Below are 13,990 nucleotides of genomic sequence, written 5' to 3' on the forward strand. Positions count from 1 at the left end.
GTTTAAAGTCGATTGGAATTATAGTGAAAAAAGGTGAAGTGATGTTTAAAACAATTGGAATTTTAGCCCATGTAGATGCAGGGAAAACGACTTTTTCCGAGCAGCTACTTTATCATATGGAAGGCATTAAAGAAAAGGGGCGTGTTGATAATAAAAATGCTCATTTAGATTTTCATGCATTAGAAAGGGCACGCGGAATTACAATTTTCGCAGAGCAAGGGCGCTTTCAATATGAAGGTGATACATATACATTAATTGATACGCCGGGGCATGTTGACTTTTCTCCTGAAATGGAGCGCGCGATTCGCGTAATGGATTATGCGATTGTTATTGTGAGTGCAGTGGAGGGAATTCAGGGGCATACCGAAACCGTATGGCAGTTACTGCAAAAATATAATGTGCCAACATTTTTATTTATAAATAAAATCGATCGTGAGGGTGCAAATAAGGAGCAAGTACTTGCAGCGCTTCATCAAGAGCTGTCAGAGGAAATTTTATTTATAGAAAATGATACGAGTGAGGAGAGCGTTAAGGAATGGCTAGCTGAGCGTGATGAACAAATGCTCGAATTGTTTTTAGAGGGCAAGCTAGAAAATACGATTGTTATGACACAACTGCAAAAGCAAATTGCAGCGCGTAAGCTTTTCGTTTGCATGGCAGGAGCGGCACTAAAGGATGAAGGGGTATTACCATTTTTTCAGCAGCTTGCTAAGCTCACAATAGCGTGCTTTGATACTACAGCGCCATTTCAGGCTGAAGTATTTAAAATACGGCATGACTCTACTGGACAGCGACTTACTTTTATGAAGGCATTGCAGGGACGCTTACAAGTACGCGATGCGTTTACATTTGGTGATACAACAGAAAAAGTAACGGAAATCCGCTATTATAATGGAGCGAAGTTTGAAACAACGACAGTTGTGGAGGCGGGTGAAATATTTGCAGTAAAGGGCTTAAACCAAGTGGCGATTGGTAGTGTTATTGGGGGTATACCAAATGAAAGCACATTGAAATTAGTGCCAACATTACAGGCCAAGGTTGTCTATCATGGTGATTTGCATATGAAGGAAGTGTGGCAGCAGTTCCGTTTATTAAATGAGGAAGAGCCTTCATTGCGTGCAATTTGGCAGGAGGAATTACAGGAAATCCATGTTCATGTCATGGGGGTGATTCAGCTAGAGGTACTAACTGAGATTGCGAGGGAGCGCTTTCATCTTGCGATTACATTCGCTAATCCGCAAATCATTTATAAAGAAACGATTGCTACAACTGTAACAGGATATGGGCATTTTGAACCGCTAAAGCATTATGCGGAAGTGCATTTACTTATGGAGCCAGTAGCGCGTGGTACAGGTATTTTGTTTCACAGTGTTTGTCATGCAGACGATTTATCAGTGGGACATGTTCGCTTAGTGGAACAGCATTTATTTGAAAGAGCACATAACGGCTTATTGACAGGCGCTGCGTTAACGGATATTAAGTTCACACTGCTGACAGGGCGCGCTCATGTTGAATATACGTCAGGCGGTGATTTTCGAGAGGCCACTTTGCGCGCGCTGCGCCAAGGTTTAGAGCAGGCTGAAAATGTGCTTTTAGAGCCTTATTATCATTTTAAAATGAAGGCAGCCAATGATTTTTTAGGGCGTATGATGCACGATGTACAACAAGCGCATGGTGAATTTGAAGCACCCACTATGACAGAAAAGAGCGCTATATTAATAGGAAAAGTACCCGTTGCTACATTTATGAACTATAGCACGACATTTGCAGCCTATACAAATGGCAGGGGCGTGCTAAGCTTGCAATTTGCTGGCTATGATGTCTGTCATAATCGCGAGGAAGTCATCGCGCAAAAAAACTATGATAAAAATGCAGATCCACTTTATACGTCATCTAGTATTTTTTGCAAAAAGGGCAAAGGTGAAATTATTCCATGGGATAAAGCGAAAGCTGCAATGCATTGTTTGAAATGAACGTGGAATAAATCTAGAATGAGAGAAAATGACTGGCTAGAAAATGGATTAAGACGCTATTCTCTAGCCAGCTTTTTTTACTCGGCAGTTTGTAATGTAAGTGTTAATGCATCATAGGAATCTCCATTAATGACAAGCGTGTAGTAATCGCTGTAAGAGTTATCTAATGAGAATGGCTGAGCAATTTTTCCACGCTGCTTATTCCCCTCGCTATCTTTGTAATCAAATGAGACATCCAATGCAATTGTTTTATGGAATGTATTATGACTACGGGGAATGTTGAATGAAAGGGAATTGCCATGAGAAAGACTATTTTTTGGTATTGTGTAGCTTTCATCATTGATTGCTAGTTCTAGATTAGATAAGTCGATGGACGACTGATTTACAAATTGTAGTTCGTATTCCTTGCTTAAATAAAGACTAGTACTATAACGATTTCCATTCTTGTCGACCACGATTCGCGGGGCAATTTTTTCGAATGTTACAATAAGCTCGTTATTGCTATAAACAAAATACGAAGTGCCCTCTGTTTTGACAGATATATTTGGATAAATCTTTTTATTTAATCGCTCTTCTGCACGAATAGATTCATCGACTTCCTCTGGGGCTAAAATGAGTGGATTTTGAGGAATGACTCCCATTTCACCATCATAAAAATAAAAAGTAGAATGATGTTCCCCAGCCCGTTCACTTTGGAAGAACTGTCCATCCAAATCGTTTTCGGTAATACGATAGTTGGCTGTGTGTTCGTCTTGTGAAAAAGTGGTGCTAAGTATTATTAAAATAAGTACGGAGAGAGAAAAGGCGATTCGTGGCATCCAACTTCCTTGCTTTTTTTGTTGTGTTTTCGCATGAATTGCAATTCGTTCTTTTTGGGTAAACTGTGCATTTTGAAAAACATTTTGTTCCATTGTATTGCGCAAATTTTTTAATCTTTTTTCCACATTAATCCCTTCCTTCTAATAAAGTTTTTAAATTTCCTCTAGCACGCCTTAATCTGGTCTTTACAGTATTTTCATTGCAGCGCAAAATGGTTGCGACCTCATGGATGGATAGTTCCTCATAGTAATAAAGCAAAATGACTTCTCGATATTTGATAGGTAAGGTGAGTACAGCATGAGCTAATGCTTCATTTGTTTCTTGCTGGATTAAAAAACTTTCCGGAGGCGGCTGGGCTGGTAGCTGTTGATCGTAGCCGCTATCTTTCACAATAATGCGCTTAAACCAAGCAGTGCGGTAATAGTCCTTTGCGCGATTAATTGTAATGCGGTAAATCCATGCTTTGTATGATTGAATAGCGTGTTTTTTATCGTATTGTTCATAACAAGTAAGAAATACATCCTGTACGATTTCCTGTGCTTTGCCCCAATCTTGCACATAGCTATAGGCAAGCTTTGTTAAGGCAAGCCCGTATGTATCCATCAAAGCATCAAGCCAAACTTCTGGCGTAGTTTCTAATATAATTTGCTCTACCTCTATCATCCCCTCACATCCTTTCCTTGCCCCTAAGACGACCTAAAATCCTATTGCGTTTCAAAAGAATGAAAAAAGATTGCAGCAAATTGCTACAATCTTTACTTTAAGCTAATTTTACCATATTTAGTTAGATGTAGCATTGGTTTTAAACAAAGGATAGCACCTAGTTTTCAACTAAATAGCCTTTGTCACGCAACCGTTCTTCTGCTAAATTCAGTAAGTCTTCAGCAGGTGCGCTAATCATATGCATATGTGTTCCATCTGTTAAAATGGATAAATAATTAGCTTTTGTATCCTTAACACGCTTAACGAAGGCATCTACTTCAGGGCGATTAGATACCATGATGGAGGCGGTAATTTCACCATATACAGCATGCTCAACAATCACATTGTTAATCGTCACGCCACAATCGACTATTGTGTACATTTCATCTAATGCATTTTCGGCGCTATGCGTACAAACAATTTTTCGTTCAATATGTGCTGCTTTTTCTAAAGGCATATATAAATAACCTTGGCTCGTCGCAATAATTGGCTCATTGCGTGCTTTTAATAAATTCATATCATTAACAATCACTTGACGTGATACATTCGCATGCTTTGCTAAATCCGTACCAGTAATTGGTTTCCCAGCTACCTTTAATAATGATAACAGCTCATAGCGACGTTCTTCACCTAACATTTTTTTCATGCAATCACCTCCAATAATTTAATCATTCTTCAGCGAAATTTAATAGAGGAACTGACAATGTACGCGTGTAAAACAGTACTTGTTTTTTGGTCGGCTTGAAAAACCGAGGTGTAATAGATGTATATAAACAATTTGTCCTAACATAGTGTAACACGAGAGCATCTAGATGTGCCTAAAAGATTTGTGTCCATTTTTTTATTTCCACATATGATAAAGCGAGAAAAGGAGGATGCCCATGCGAGTTCATATTGTCCAAAAAGGCGATACACTATGGAAAATTGCCAAACAATATAGTATCGGCTTTGAGGAGCTAAAACGCTTAAATGCTCATTTAGCAAATCCAGATTACATCGTACCGGGAATGGAAATTTACTTACCAGACGGTCATCACGTAAAGGAAAAGCCGAAAGAGCAGATAAAGGAAAGGGTGGAGAGTCCGCGACAAAATATGCCGTTACCAACACCAGCACCACCAAAAATTGAACAGCCAATGATGCCGCCGATACAGTGGCAGCCACAACAGCCTGTATGGCCAGAGTTTAATTTATATATGCCGTGGCATATAGATATGACACAAATGCAATCAATGCCGCCGCAGCTACAACAACCGATGATGCCAATGCCAGAAATGCAACAGCCTATCATGCCACCACCACAAGCTCAACCGCCGATGATGCCGATGCCAGAAGCTCAGCAACCGATGATGCCACCGCAACAAATGCATCCACAAATGATGCCACAACCGATGCCATTTCCACCAATGTGCATGCCACCAATGCCGATGATGTGCTGCTGTCCGATGCCTACGCCATATGACATGATGATGTATCCGCAGATGCAGTCATTCCCGAATATGCCGCAGCAACAACTTGCTGCTGAAATGGAACAGCAAGCTTCCCCGATGATGGAACAAGAAATGCGCAATGAAAACTTTTATGAACAAATGAACCAGCCTTGCCCATGTACACAGCAACCACAAATGATGCCTTTACCATGTCAGCCAATGCCTTGTCCACCATGGCACTATTAATATGTATATTAAGCACAATTGCTGGAAATGGCAAACGGCATCCGGCACATTCTTTGTCAAAAAATATGAGGATAGCTTAATCGAAAAAAAAGTAAAAAATATTCATCATAAATTAACAGCAATTGCTTTTCCATATCATATTCCGGTTGTTAATACCAATGACGGGGTTGTCATTCAAAAATGGCATGAAGGCCGTAGCGCACGCTTTGACCAGAAGGAAGAGCGGTTAGCGGCAGTTGACTGCTTGCAAGCTCTTCATGAAACAAAAAATGATATTAATTGGCAGCTTGAACCTCTCCCGCGTCAGCAGCTACAACGCAAATGGCGAGCAAGATTTGAACGATTTTTAATGAATGAAAAAGAGCTTTCGTATTATTTAGATAAAGATTACAACAGCATTGCCCACACGGCATATAAAGGCTTAAGTAATATGTCTGCAGTGCCTTTACAAACAGAAGGGGCAACTTTGCTACATGGGGATGTTGTGCACCATAATTTTTTGAAAACAGCTAAAGGAATTGTATTAATTGATTTTGATTTAGCTGTGTTAGGCTCGCCTATTGATGAAATGGTTTTATGGCTACATCGTGCATTACCGAATGTCGACTATGATTTATCGTTGCTTCTACAAGAGCATCCTTATACAGCAATTTGTATGCCGCAACTATCACATATATATTATCCAAATGAATTGCTGCGTGAATGGCTGTATATTTTACAATTAGAAGAGAAGGAGCGCGAGCCTTTTCTAGATTATTTAATTCCCTTTACTAGAAAAGCATTACAGCATTGGCCGAGGCTAATCAAACAAATTGAGTACCATTCATAAAGTGTGTGGGGCGTCTAAAAAGGCTGTGGGGGCTTTGGGACAGTTTCATTTAAAAGTAGCTGAATTCAATGTTTCCAACTATATTAAAATAAGCTATCAATCTTTTTAAATAACTGTTATTTTAATAAAACCCGAACAAAACGTCCGAAAAGCAGTGCTCCGCACGCTTTTTGGACGCCTCTCTCTCTAGCTCACTTTGTGCTATAATGAATGCATGATTGTGAGGGATGAAAGATGTACGATTATTTAAAAGGTCAGGTGACGCGTATTACACCTGAATATATCGTCGTAGAGCAGCAAGGAATAGGCTGGCGATTATTTACACCAAATCCATATGCCTTTCAAAAAACGACAGTAGAACAACAGATTTTTTTACATATGCATGTACGTGAGGATGCACAGCTCCTTTATGGATTTACGAGCTTAGATCAGCGTGAGCTCTTTCGGAAATTAATTCAAGTATCAGGAATCGGACCAAAAGGTGCGCTAGCGATTTTAGCGACTGGGAATCCAGCGCAAGTTATTCAAGCGATTGAAATGGAGGACGAGTCTTTTTTAATCAAATTCCCGGGGGTTGGCAAAAAAACAGCACGCCAAATGATTTTAGATTTAAAGGGCAAGCTGGGTGCATTATTAGAGCAAGTCGAGCTGCCAAGTGCAGAGGAGGAGCTACCGTTATTTGGCGTCAATCCGTATAAGCATGAGTTAGAAGAGGCATTATTAGCTTTAACAGCGCTCGGTTATGCGGAACGTGAGTTAGCTAAGGTACAACCGCAGCTTGAAGCAGATGAAACATTAACGACGACGGATGCTTATATGAAGCAAGCGTTAAAGCTGCTATTGAAATTAAAATAGGAGGACGAGGGCATGTCAGATCGAGTGATTTCGAGCGAAGCGAATGCGGCAGAGGAACAACTCGAGTATTCTTTACGTCCACAGTCGCTTGCGCAATATATTGGGCAACATCAAGTAAAGGATAACTTGAAAATTTTCATAGAAGCAGCGAAGCAGCGTCAGGAATGCTTAGACCATGTGCTTCTATATGGTCCTCCAGGGCTGGGTAAAACGACGTTAGCAACTGTTATAGCGAATGAAATGGGTGTACAAGTCCGTATGACGAGTGGACCAGCTATTGAACGACCGGGGGATTTAGCGGCTATTGTTAGCAGCTTAGAGCCTGGAGATGTATTATTTATAGATGAAATTCATCGTCTGCCACGCGCAATTGAGGAAGTACTCTATCCCGCAATGGAGGATTTTTGTTTGGATATCGTTGTAGGCAAAGGGCCAGAAGCCCGCTCTATTCGTCTAGAATTGCCACCATTTACGTTAGTAGGTGCAACAACGCGGGCTGGAGCATTATCCGCACCGTTGCGAGACCGCTTTGGGGTGCTACTGCGCCTAGAGTTTTATGATGAGGAATCATTAGCAAAAATCGTGATACGAAGCGGGCAATTGTTTGGGGTAGAGATGGATGAAACAGCAGCATATGAAATAGCTCGTCGCTCAAGAGGTACACCGCGTATCGCCAATCGCCTATTAAAACGTGTGCGCGATTATGCACAGGTTATAGGGAACGGACAAATTTCATTAGTACTTGCACAGCAAGCACTTGAGCTATTGCAAGTAGACCCACTTGGCTTAGATCATATCGACCATAAATTATTAATGGCGATGCTAGAGCGCTTTCGCGGAGGTCCAGTCGGCTTAGATACACTAGCGGCATCGATTGGTGAGGAGCGTGTGACGATAGAGGACGTTTATGAACCATATTTATTGCAAATCGGCTTCGTGCAGCGCACACCTAGAGGGCGTATTGCCACAGCATTAGCATACGAGCATTTTGGCATAACGCCACAACAATCTTAAGTAAAGGGACGTTTTTATGAAAGTAGAAGATTTTGATTTTTATTTACCAGAGCAATTAATCGCCCAAACGCCATTATTAGACCGTACAGCGAGTCGTCTGTTAGTTGTTAATCCCCATTCAAAAGAGCTTGAGCATCACCAATTTGCTCATATTTTAGAAGAGCTCCAAGCAGGTGATTGCCTTGTGTTAAATGATACCCGTGTATTACCTGCTCGTTTAATTGGTGTAAAAGAAGATACGGGTGCTAATATTGAAATACTATTATTAAAGCAAACAAATAAGGATGAATGGGAGACGTTAGTTAAGCCTGCCAAGCGTGTGAAAATTGGTACTGTCATTACATTTGGTGAAGGTTTATTGCGCGCGGAATGTGTTGCCGAGCTAGAGCACGGTGGACGCCTATTTCAATTCCAATATGAAGGCATTTTTTACGAAATTTTGGATCGTTTAGGAGAAATGCCTTTGCCGCCATATATTCGTGAAAAGCTCGATAATCAAGAGCGCTATCAAACAGTCTACGCAAAGGAGCGTGGTTCGGCAGCTGCTCCGACAGCAGGACTGCATTTTACAGAGCAATTGTTAGAGGCAATACGTGCGAAAGGAGTAGAAATTGCCTTCGTTACATTGCATGTAGGCTTGGGGACATTTAGACCAGTAAGTGTGGAATCGATTGAAGACCACGATATGCATGCAGAGTTCTACAGTATATCAGAGCAAACAGCCAGCATCATTAATCGCACAAAAGCAAATGGCGGAAATATCATTGCAGTAGGCACAACCTCTACACGTACTTTAGAAACTGTCGCTTCTAAAAATAATGGGAAAATTATCGCTGAGCAAGGCTGGACGTCCATTTTCATTTATCCAGGCTATGAATTTAAAGCAGTGGACGGGCTTATTACGAATTTTCATTTACCGAAATCTACACTTGTTATGCTTGTTAGTGCTTTAGCGAGTAAAGATAGCATTTTACATGCATATAAAGAGGCGGTAGAAGAAAATTACCGCTTCTTTAGCTTCGGTGATGCAATGTTTATTCGACCAAAAGTGAAACCATAGTAGTAAGGAAGAGCTTAGCGTTTTGTAAAATTGCTATTTACTTAATAGCACGTTACAATAATTTGTTGTGCGTAATACTTTTCGCATAGATGAATTCGAGGTACTGTTTATACCTTTAGAAATGAGAGGGATTTTGTTCATGACACAACCAGCTATACGCTATGAATTAATTAAAACATGTAAGCAAACAGGAGCGCGCTTAGGTATCGTGCATACACCACACGGCTCATTTGAAACGCCTACATTTATGCCAGTTGGGACACAAGCGACTGTAAAAGCAATGTCGCCGGAAGAGTTAAAAGAAATGAATGCAGGCATTATTTTATCTAACACTTATCATTTATGGCTTCGACCAGGTCATGATATTGTAAAAGAAGCAGGTGGACTTCATAAATTTATGAACTGGGATCGCCCAATATTAACAGATTCAGGTGGCTTCCAAGTATTCTCTTTAAGCAAATTCCGTAAAATTGAAGAGGAAGGCGTTTATTTCCGTAATCATTTGAATGGGGATAAGCTTTTTTTAAGCCCTGAAAAAGCGATGGAAATTCAAAATGATTTAGGTTCAGATATTATGATGGCTTTCGATGAGTGTCCACCATATCCAGCAACATATGATTATATGCTAAAATCTGTAGACCGTACTACGCGTTGGGCAAAACGCTGTAAGGAGGCACATCAGCGTCCTGAGGAGCAAGGTTTATTCGGCATCATCCAAGGTGGTGAATATGAGGAATTGCGTCGTCGCTCAGCGGAAGCTTTAGTAGAGCTAGATTTCCCAGGCTATGCAATCGGTGGTTTGTCGGTAGGGGAGCCTAAAGAAGTGATGAACCGCGTATTAGACTTTACCGCACCCTTAATGCCTGAAAATAAACCTCGCTATTTAATGGGGGTTGGCTCACCAGATTCGCTCATTGATGGAGCGATTCGTGGTATTGATATGTTTGACTGTGTATTGCCAACAAGAATTGCGCGTAATGGTACATTAATGACATCAGAAGGTCGCATGGTCATTAAAAATGCCAAATTCGCTCGTGACTTCCGCCCGATTGATGAAAATTGTGATTGCTATACATGTAAAAATTATACACGTGCTTATGTGCGTCATTTATTGCGTACAGAGGAGACATTTGGCTTACGTTTAACTTCATATCATAATTTACGCTTTTTAATTAAATTAATGGAAGATGTTCGCCAAGCCATTCGCGAAGACCGCTTAGGAGACTTTAAAGAAGAATTTTTTGAAAAATATGGCTATAATTTGCCGGATGCTAAAAACTTTTAACATCTTCCAGCAATGTTTTGTACCGAAAGCTTAGCGGCAGGTACAAAAATCTCACATCTATATTGGTGGCGAGATGAATGTGAGTATAAGACCAATTTCAATGGTTGTCGAAACACTCGCTGAATCATAGGAACTCAGTCTAAGAATATCGCATCCAGCAGGTATCAGGGATGCTTGCACAATTCAAAATCCCCACGCAATTACGCTAAGGCATAATTGATTTAGCTAGAAAAATAGTTGAAAATTTAAGAAAAAAAGCGTTTTCTAATCGCTTTTTTATAGTAATGTATAATATACTTAAGAAGTGAGATTTTGAAAGGGGGATAAGCCTAATGGAAACACTATATTCTTTTGCACCAATTATTATTATGTTCGTTGCAATGTGGTTTATTTTAATCCGTCCAGCACAAAAAAGACAAAAAGCGACGGCGGAAATGCAAAACAATATTAAACGCGGTGACCGTGTAGTAACGATTGGCGGCTTACATGGTGAAGTAGACGCGATTGAAGATACAGCAGTATATTTACTCATTGCGGATAATGTACGTGTGAAATTTGAAAGACAAGCAATTGGTCGTGTTCTAGTAGACTAAATGTGTAAAAGAGATTAGGAAAGTAGATGAATGCTACTTCTGCCTAATCTCTTTTTGTTTGATTAAGCGGATATCAATATTTTGCGGGCAAATCAAAGCTTTTGAACTAGGAAATGGGTATTTGAAAAGTATATACGTATTTGAGGTATATCAAAAGTGAACTAACTGCTTTCATTTTACAAAAACATTTTGTATGAAAAACCCTCATTTTGCTCACAATGAACAAAAAGAGGGGCTACGTATGGAAGAGTACTTATTAATTATAGCGCGGACGTTTTTTCTATATTTTCTTGTACTGTTCGTCTTTCGAGTAATGGGCAAGCGTGAACTAGGTGAGTTAAGCATTTTAGATGTTGCCGTTTACGTCTTAATTGCTGAAGTAGCTGCTTTAGCATTAGAAGATGTCGAAAAACCCTTTCTAAAATCGGTTTTACCAATACTATTGCTTTTTGCAATTCAATATATTAATGCTATTTTTATTTTAAAAAATAAACGTTTGCGCGATGTGATTGACGGAGACCCTACAATTGTTGTAAGAGATGGTGTTATTTTAGAAAACGCGATGGTCAAGCAACGCTATAATTTAGATGATTTATTTCAGCAAATGCGTGAACAGGGCATTAGCTCCGTACAATCGATTTCTTTTGCATTTTTAGAGCAGTCAGGTAAGCTGTCAATTTATATGAAAGATGGTCCTGCTTTTGTTTTACCCATTATTGTCGATGGTTATTTAGATGGAAAGCATCTACGTTTAATTGGTAAAACAGAAGAATGGCTAGAAGATGAGTTGCGTGCACAAGGAATCTACTCGGTCAAGCGTGTTTTTTATGCCTGCTATGAAGATGGTAAATTACATGTACAGCTAAAGTCTCGAAAAAATAGCTCGTAAATAGCGTAAATCCTGCCAGCGAATTTGATTTGTGATAATAAGTAATAACGTAATAAATACTAATGTGATAGCATTATCAATCCAAAAATGACCTGTGAAATGAACGAATGATTGCACAAGGCATACGATGATAAATGTCACATAAGGTACGACAAAAATTTGAAAGCCTACACCGATTCGTGGATGCTGTCGCAATGTTGCGATATGTAAAAATGATGTAATAAGTACACCAAAGCCAATCGCAATGATTGCTCCTTTTTCCTGAATAAATGGCTGCGAGGCAAGGGCAAATAAAATAAAGAGCTTTGCCAAGCCACCATAGACCGAGTTCATCATGGCTGCACGCGCCTCGTCAACAGCTTGTAAAATAGAATGAAGTGGGCTTTGCACATAATAAAAATAAAAAATGGGTGCTAATATTTTCATAAAACCGCGATTTTCCTCTAAATGAAACAGCTTCATTGCAAGCTCATCTCCGTAAATAAAAAAGTAAGTGGCGGCAAAGCAGCCAATAATGGATGAGAGCCGCAGCGATACTTCAACCCGCTCGGATAATACTTTTGTATTATTGCGAGCCATCGCATCGCTAACAGCTGGAATTAGTACAATTGCTAAAGCATTAGGGATGAATGAAGGAAATAGCAATAATGGAATATGCACACCTGAAATAACTCCGTACAAAGTTGTTGCTGCGGATGCGGCAAGTCCAGAAACGGTTAAAGCCTTTAAAAAAATAATCGGCTCCAAAAACCATGTAAATGTGCCGAACATTTTACTTCCTGCTGAAGGCAAAGCAATGCGAAATAGCGGTGCGGCAGGATAGCTTGTAGCCTTTGTGTTGTATTTTTGCTTAGTATAGTGGAATGCTAAAAATAATAATGAAAAAATTTCTCCAAGCAATGTAATAAACATTGCACCAGCAGCGGTAATACTTGCGTCAGCCGTGACGAAATACGGCAATAGTAACATGACGAGCGCTATGCGCAAAACTTGCTCTAATAGCTGAGCCCAAGCAGTTGGTGTGATTTTGGCTAAACCTTGCAAGTATGCTTTAATTAAACTTGCATAAACGACGATGGGAACAGTAATTAGCGACACCTTTAAAGTAAGGGCGATTGCTTCGTTTTGTAATAATGTGCGTGCGAGCCATGGCAGTGATAAATAAAGAGGTGGTAATAATAATAAAATGGCAATCGTAGAAATAAAAATGGCCTTTGCCATAACAGCTTGTACATCTTCAGTGCGCTTTTTTGCACGAAGCTCCGCCGTCAGTTTAGCGACAGCAATTGGCAAGCCGAGCTGAGCAATCGCAATAAAAAAAATAAATGTCGGATAAGCGGTCATATAAATACCGACAGCTTCTTCTCCAGCAATACGCATAAATTGCATTCGATAAATGAAGCCTAAGCATTTTGAAAGAAAAATGACAAATATTAAAAACATCGTACCTTTTATAAATGATGCCACTGCGCCAATCCCTTCTCATCTTATCTTTTTTGATATACACTATTTGTATGCATGAGCAGTAGTGATTACAACTTTAACTTCTATCAGCTAGTGTCCAGCCAGCCGCTAATAGAGAGGAACTCAGTCTAAGAGCGCCACCACACGCGCAACGACTGGGTGACCAACAGCCTGTTGGGGGATGTCACAGATTTTGAAAAAAGGCCTGCGCGATGCAGGTAGTTAACCGTTATTACGCGATGTGACGGTTTTAGGTTAACTTCCACCACCGAGCTCGAAATAATCTGGACGAGAGTTAGCCGAGGCGAAATTGATAACAGGGGTGAGCAGATTATGGCGATTCGTTATAAACAGCTTTTTGACCATGTGTACGTTGTATTACAAAGTAAAGTAGAAGAGTTTCATTTTCTTCAATATCAAGCGCTGTCAGAGGAAGAGCTTTGGAATTATTGTGTTGACCGAAAATGGCGTAAAAAAGAGATTGAAAGCCTATCAATTTCTGAAGTTGTTGCAACCGTTTTTGATTTAACGCCGTCAGAAGTATTAAATTATCATCGTTTTGTGTCCCACCAAGCACTAGATTTACAAAGTGAGCTAGCTGCTGTGCTATTTAATGTGGAAAATGTGAATACAAAAATAGAATAAAATAACACTTCTATTACTTCTTTATTTTTGCTGCAAAAGAATGCTAGCTAGGCAATCTGCTATTCAATTCATTTTTGAACGCATTCAATTTGATGCTTTGTTTTTAAATAGAGGTCTGCTGTGCCTGTGAATAAAGGGGAAAATCCTCTATTCAATATTTGACAGCTAGCTAATCGTGTTTCATAA

General features: G+C 39.9%; 14 protein-coding genes. 10 read left to right on the forward strand and 4 right to left on the reverse strand.

The window, feature by feature from the left end; all coding sequences use genetic code 11:
* Positions 1-41 precede the first annotated feature (41 nt).
* Entirely contained in the window at positions 42-1,973 is a 1,932-nt protein-coding gene (locus tag MHH70_RS00915) for a translation factor GTPase family protein (protein WP_342472283.1), read from the forward strand.
* A 77-nt stretch (positions 1,974-2,050) separates the two neighbouring features.
* Here MHH70_RS00915 and MHH70_RS00920 read toward each other — a convergent pair whose 3' ends face one another.
* The 3 genes from MHH70_RS00920 to MHH70_RS00930 all read right to left on the reverse strand — a co-directional run bounded on the left by MHH70_RS00920 (position 2,051) and on the right by MHH70_RS00930 (position 4,140).
* A complete protein-coding gene (locus tag MHH70_RS00920) occupies positions 2,051-2,917 on the reverse strand; it encodes a hypothetical protein (RefSeq protein ID WP_107942883.1) in 867 nt (288 codons plus the stop codon).
* Between the two features lies 1 nt (position 2,918).
* Positions 2,919-3,455 (reverse strand): sigma-70 family RNA polymerase sigma factor, encoded by a 537-nt coding sequence (locus MHH70_RS00925; protein ID WP_066162479.1) that lies wholly within the window; start codon positions 3,453-3,455, stop codon positions 2,919-2,921.
* A gap of 157 nt (positions 3,456-3,612) precedes the next feature.
* Complete coding sequence (locus MHH70_RS00930) at positions 3,613-4,140, reverse strand: transcription repressor NadR (RefSeq protein ID WP_107942882.1); 528 nt, start codon at positions 4,138-4,140, stop codon at positions 3,613-3,615.
* Between the two features lie 235 nt (positions 4,141-4,375).
* Here MHH70_RS00930 and MHH70_RS00935 point away from each other — a divergent pair, with 235 nt between their 5' ends.
* The 8 genes from MHH70_RS00935 (at position 4,376) to MHH70_RS00970 (ending at position 11,695) form a co-directional block, all read left to right on the forward strand.
* Positions 4,376-5,170 (forward strand): LysM domain-containing protein, encoded by a 795-nt coding sequence (locus tag MHH70_RS00935; protein ID WP_107942881.1) that lies wholly within the window; start codon positions 4,376-4,378, stop codon positions 5,168-5,170.
* A gap of 1 nt (position 5,171) precedes the next feature.
* A complete protein-coding gene (locus MHH70_RS00940) occupies positions 5,172-5,999 on the forward strand; it encodes a phosphotransferase (RefSeq protein ID WP_107942880.1) in 828 nt (275 codons plus the stop codon).
* Between the two features lie 234 nt (positions 6,000-6,233).
* Entirely contained in the window at positions 6,234-6,854 is a 621-nt protein-coding gene (ruvA, locus tag MHH70_RS00945; protein WP_107942879.1) for a Holliday junction branch migration protein RuvA, read from the forward strand.
* 12 nt (positions 6,855-6,866) lie between these two features.
* On the forward strand, positions 6,867-7,868 hold the full coding sequence (ruvB, locus tag MHH70_RS00950; protein ID WP_066162490.1) for a Holliday junction branch migration DNA helicase RuvB: 1,002 nt from the start codon (positions 6,867-6,869) through the stop codon (positions 7,866-7,868).
* 16 nt (positions 7,869-7,884) lie between these two features.
* Positions 7,885-8,928 carry a tRNA preQ1(34) S-adenosylmethionine ribosyltransferase-isomerase QueA gene (gene queA / locus MHH70_RS00955; RefSeq protein WP_342472284.1) on the forward strand — a complete coding sequence of 348 codons (1,044 nt, stop codon included), beginning with the start codon at positions 7,885-7,887 and terminating at the stop codon, positions 8,926-8,928.
* Positions 8,929-9,067: 139 nt separating this feature from the next.
* Positions 9,068-10,213 carry a tRNA guanosine(34) transglycosylase Tgt gene (gene tgt / locus MHH70_RS00960; RefSeq protein WP_066162495.1) on the forward strand — a complete coding sequence of 382 codons (1,146 nt, stop codon included), beginning with the start codon at positions 9,068-9,070 and terminating at the stop codon, positions 10,211-10,213.
* 332 nt (positions 10,214-10,545) lie between these two features.
* A complete protein-coding gene (gene yajC / locus MHH70_RS00965; RefSeq protein ID WP_066162498.1) occupies positions 10,546-10,806 on the forward strand; it encodes a preprotein translocase subunit YajC in 261 nt (86 codons plus the stop codon).
* 241 nt (positions 10,807-11,047) lie between these two features.
* Positions 11,048-11,695: a DUF421 domain-containing protein gene (locus tag MHH70_RS00970; RefSeq protein WP_066162501.1), complete on the forward strand. Its 648-nt coding sequence runs from the start codon at positions 11,048-11,050 to the stop codon at positions 11,693-11,695.
* Here the strand turns inward: MHH70_RS00970 and MHH70_RS00975 are convergent.
* Positions 11,669-13,162 carry an oligosaccharide flippase family protein gene (locus tag MHH70_RS00975; RefSeq protein WP_066162505.1) on the reverse strand — a complete coding sequence of 498 codons (1,494 nt, stop codon included), beginning with the start codon at positions 13,160-13,162 and terminating at the stop codon, positions 11,669-11,671. The two genes, MHH70_RS00970 and MHH70_RS00975, sit on opposite strands and share 27 nt — an antisense overlap.
* Positions 13,163-13,492: 330 nt before the next feature.
* On the opposite strand from MHH70_RS00975, the gene MHH70_RS00980 reads away from it, so the two are divergent.
* Positions 13,493-13,804, forward strand: a complete 312-nt coding sequence (locus MHH70_RS00980; protein WP_066162507.1) for a post-transcriptional regulator — start codon at positions 13,493-13,495, stop codon at positions 13,802-13,804.
* Positions 13,805-13,990 lie beyond the last annotated feature (186 nt).

Source organism: Metasolibacillus sp. FSL H7-0170 (genome assembly GCF_038593115.1).
Taxonomy (GTDB): Bacteria; Bacillota; Bacilli; order Bacillales_A; family Planococcaceae; genus Metasolibacillus; species Metasolibacillus fluoroglycofenilyticus.

Bases quoted from the DNA above. Each gene is read 5' to 3' on its own strand.
- MHH70_RS00940 (WP_107942880.1), top strand. From the start codon at position 5,172: ATGTATATTAAGCACAATTGCTGGAAATGGCAAACGGCATCCGGCACA.
- tgt (WP_066162495.1), top strand. From the start codon at position 9,068: ATGACACAACCAGCTATACGCTATGAATTAATTAAAACATGTAAGCAA.
- ruvB (WP_066162490.1), top strand. From the start codon at position 6,867: ATGTCAGATCGAGTGATTTCGAGCGAAGCGAATGCGGCAGAGGAACAA.
- ruvA (WP_107942879.1), top strand. From the start codon at position 6,234: ATGTACGATTATTTAAAAGGTCAGGTGACGCGTATTACACCTGAATAT.
- queA (WP_342472284.1), top strand. From the start codon at position 7,885: ATGAAAGTAGAAGATTTTGATTTTTATTTACCAGAGCAATTAATCGCC.
- MHH70_RS00915 (WP_342472283.1), top strand. From the start codon at position 42: ATGTTTAAAACAATTGGAATTTTAGCCCATGTAGATGCAGGGAAAACG.
- MHH70_RS00925 (WP_066162479.1), bottom strand. From the start codon at position 3,455: ATGATAGAGGTAGAGCAAATTATATTAGAAACTACGCCAGAAGTTTGG.
- MHH70_RS00930 (WP_107942882.1), bottom strand. From the start codon at position 4,140: ATGAAAAAAATGTTAGGTGAAGAACGTCGCTATGAGCTGTTATCATTA.
- yajC (WP_066162498.1), top strand. From the start codon at position 10,546: ATGGAAACACTATATTCTTTTGCACCAATTATTATTATGTTCGTTGCA.
- MHH70_RS00970 (WP_066162501.1), top strand. From the start codon at position 11,048: ATGGAAGAGTACTTATTAATTATAGCGCGGACGTTTTTTCTATATTTT.
- MHH70_RS00935 (WP_107942881.1), top strand. From the start codon at position 4,376: ATGCGAGTTCATATTGTCCAAAAAGGCGATACACTATGGAAAATTGCC.
- MHH70_RS00980 (WP_066162507.1), top strand. From the start codon at position 13,493: ATGGCGATTCGTTATAAACAGCTTTTTGACCATGTGTACGTTGTATTA.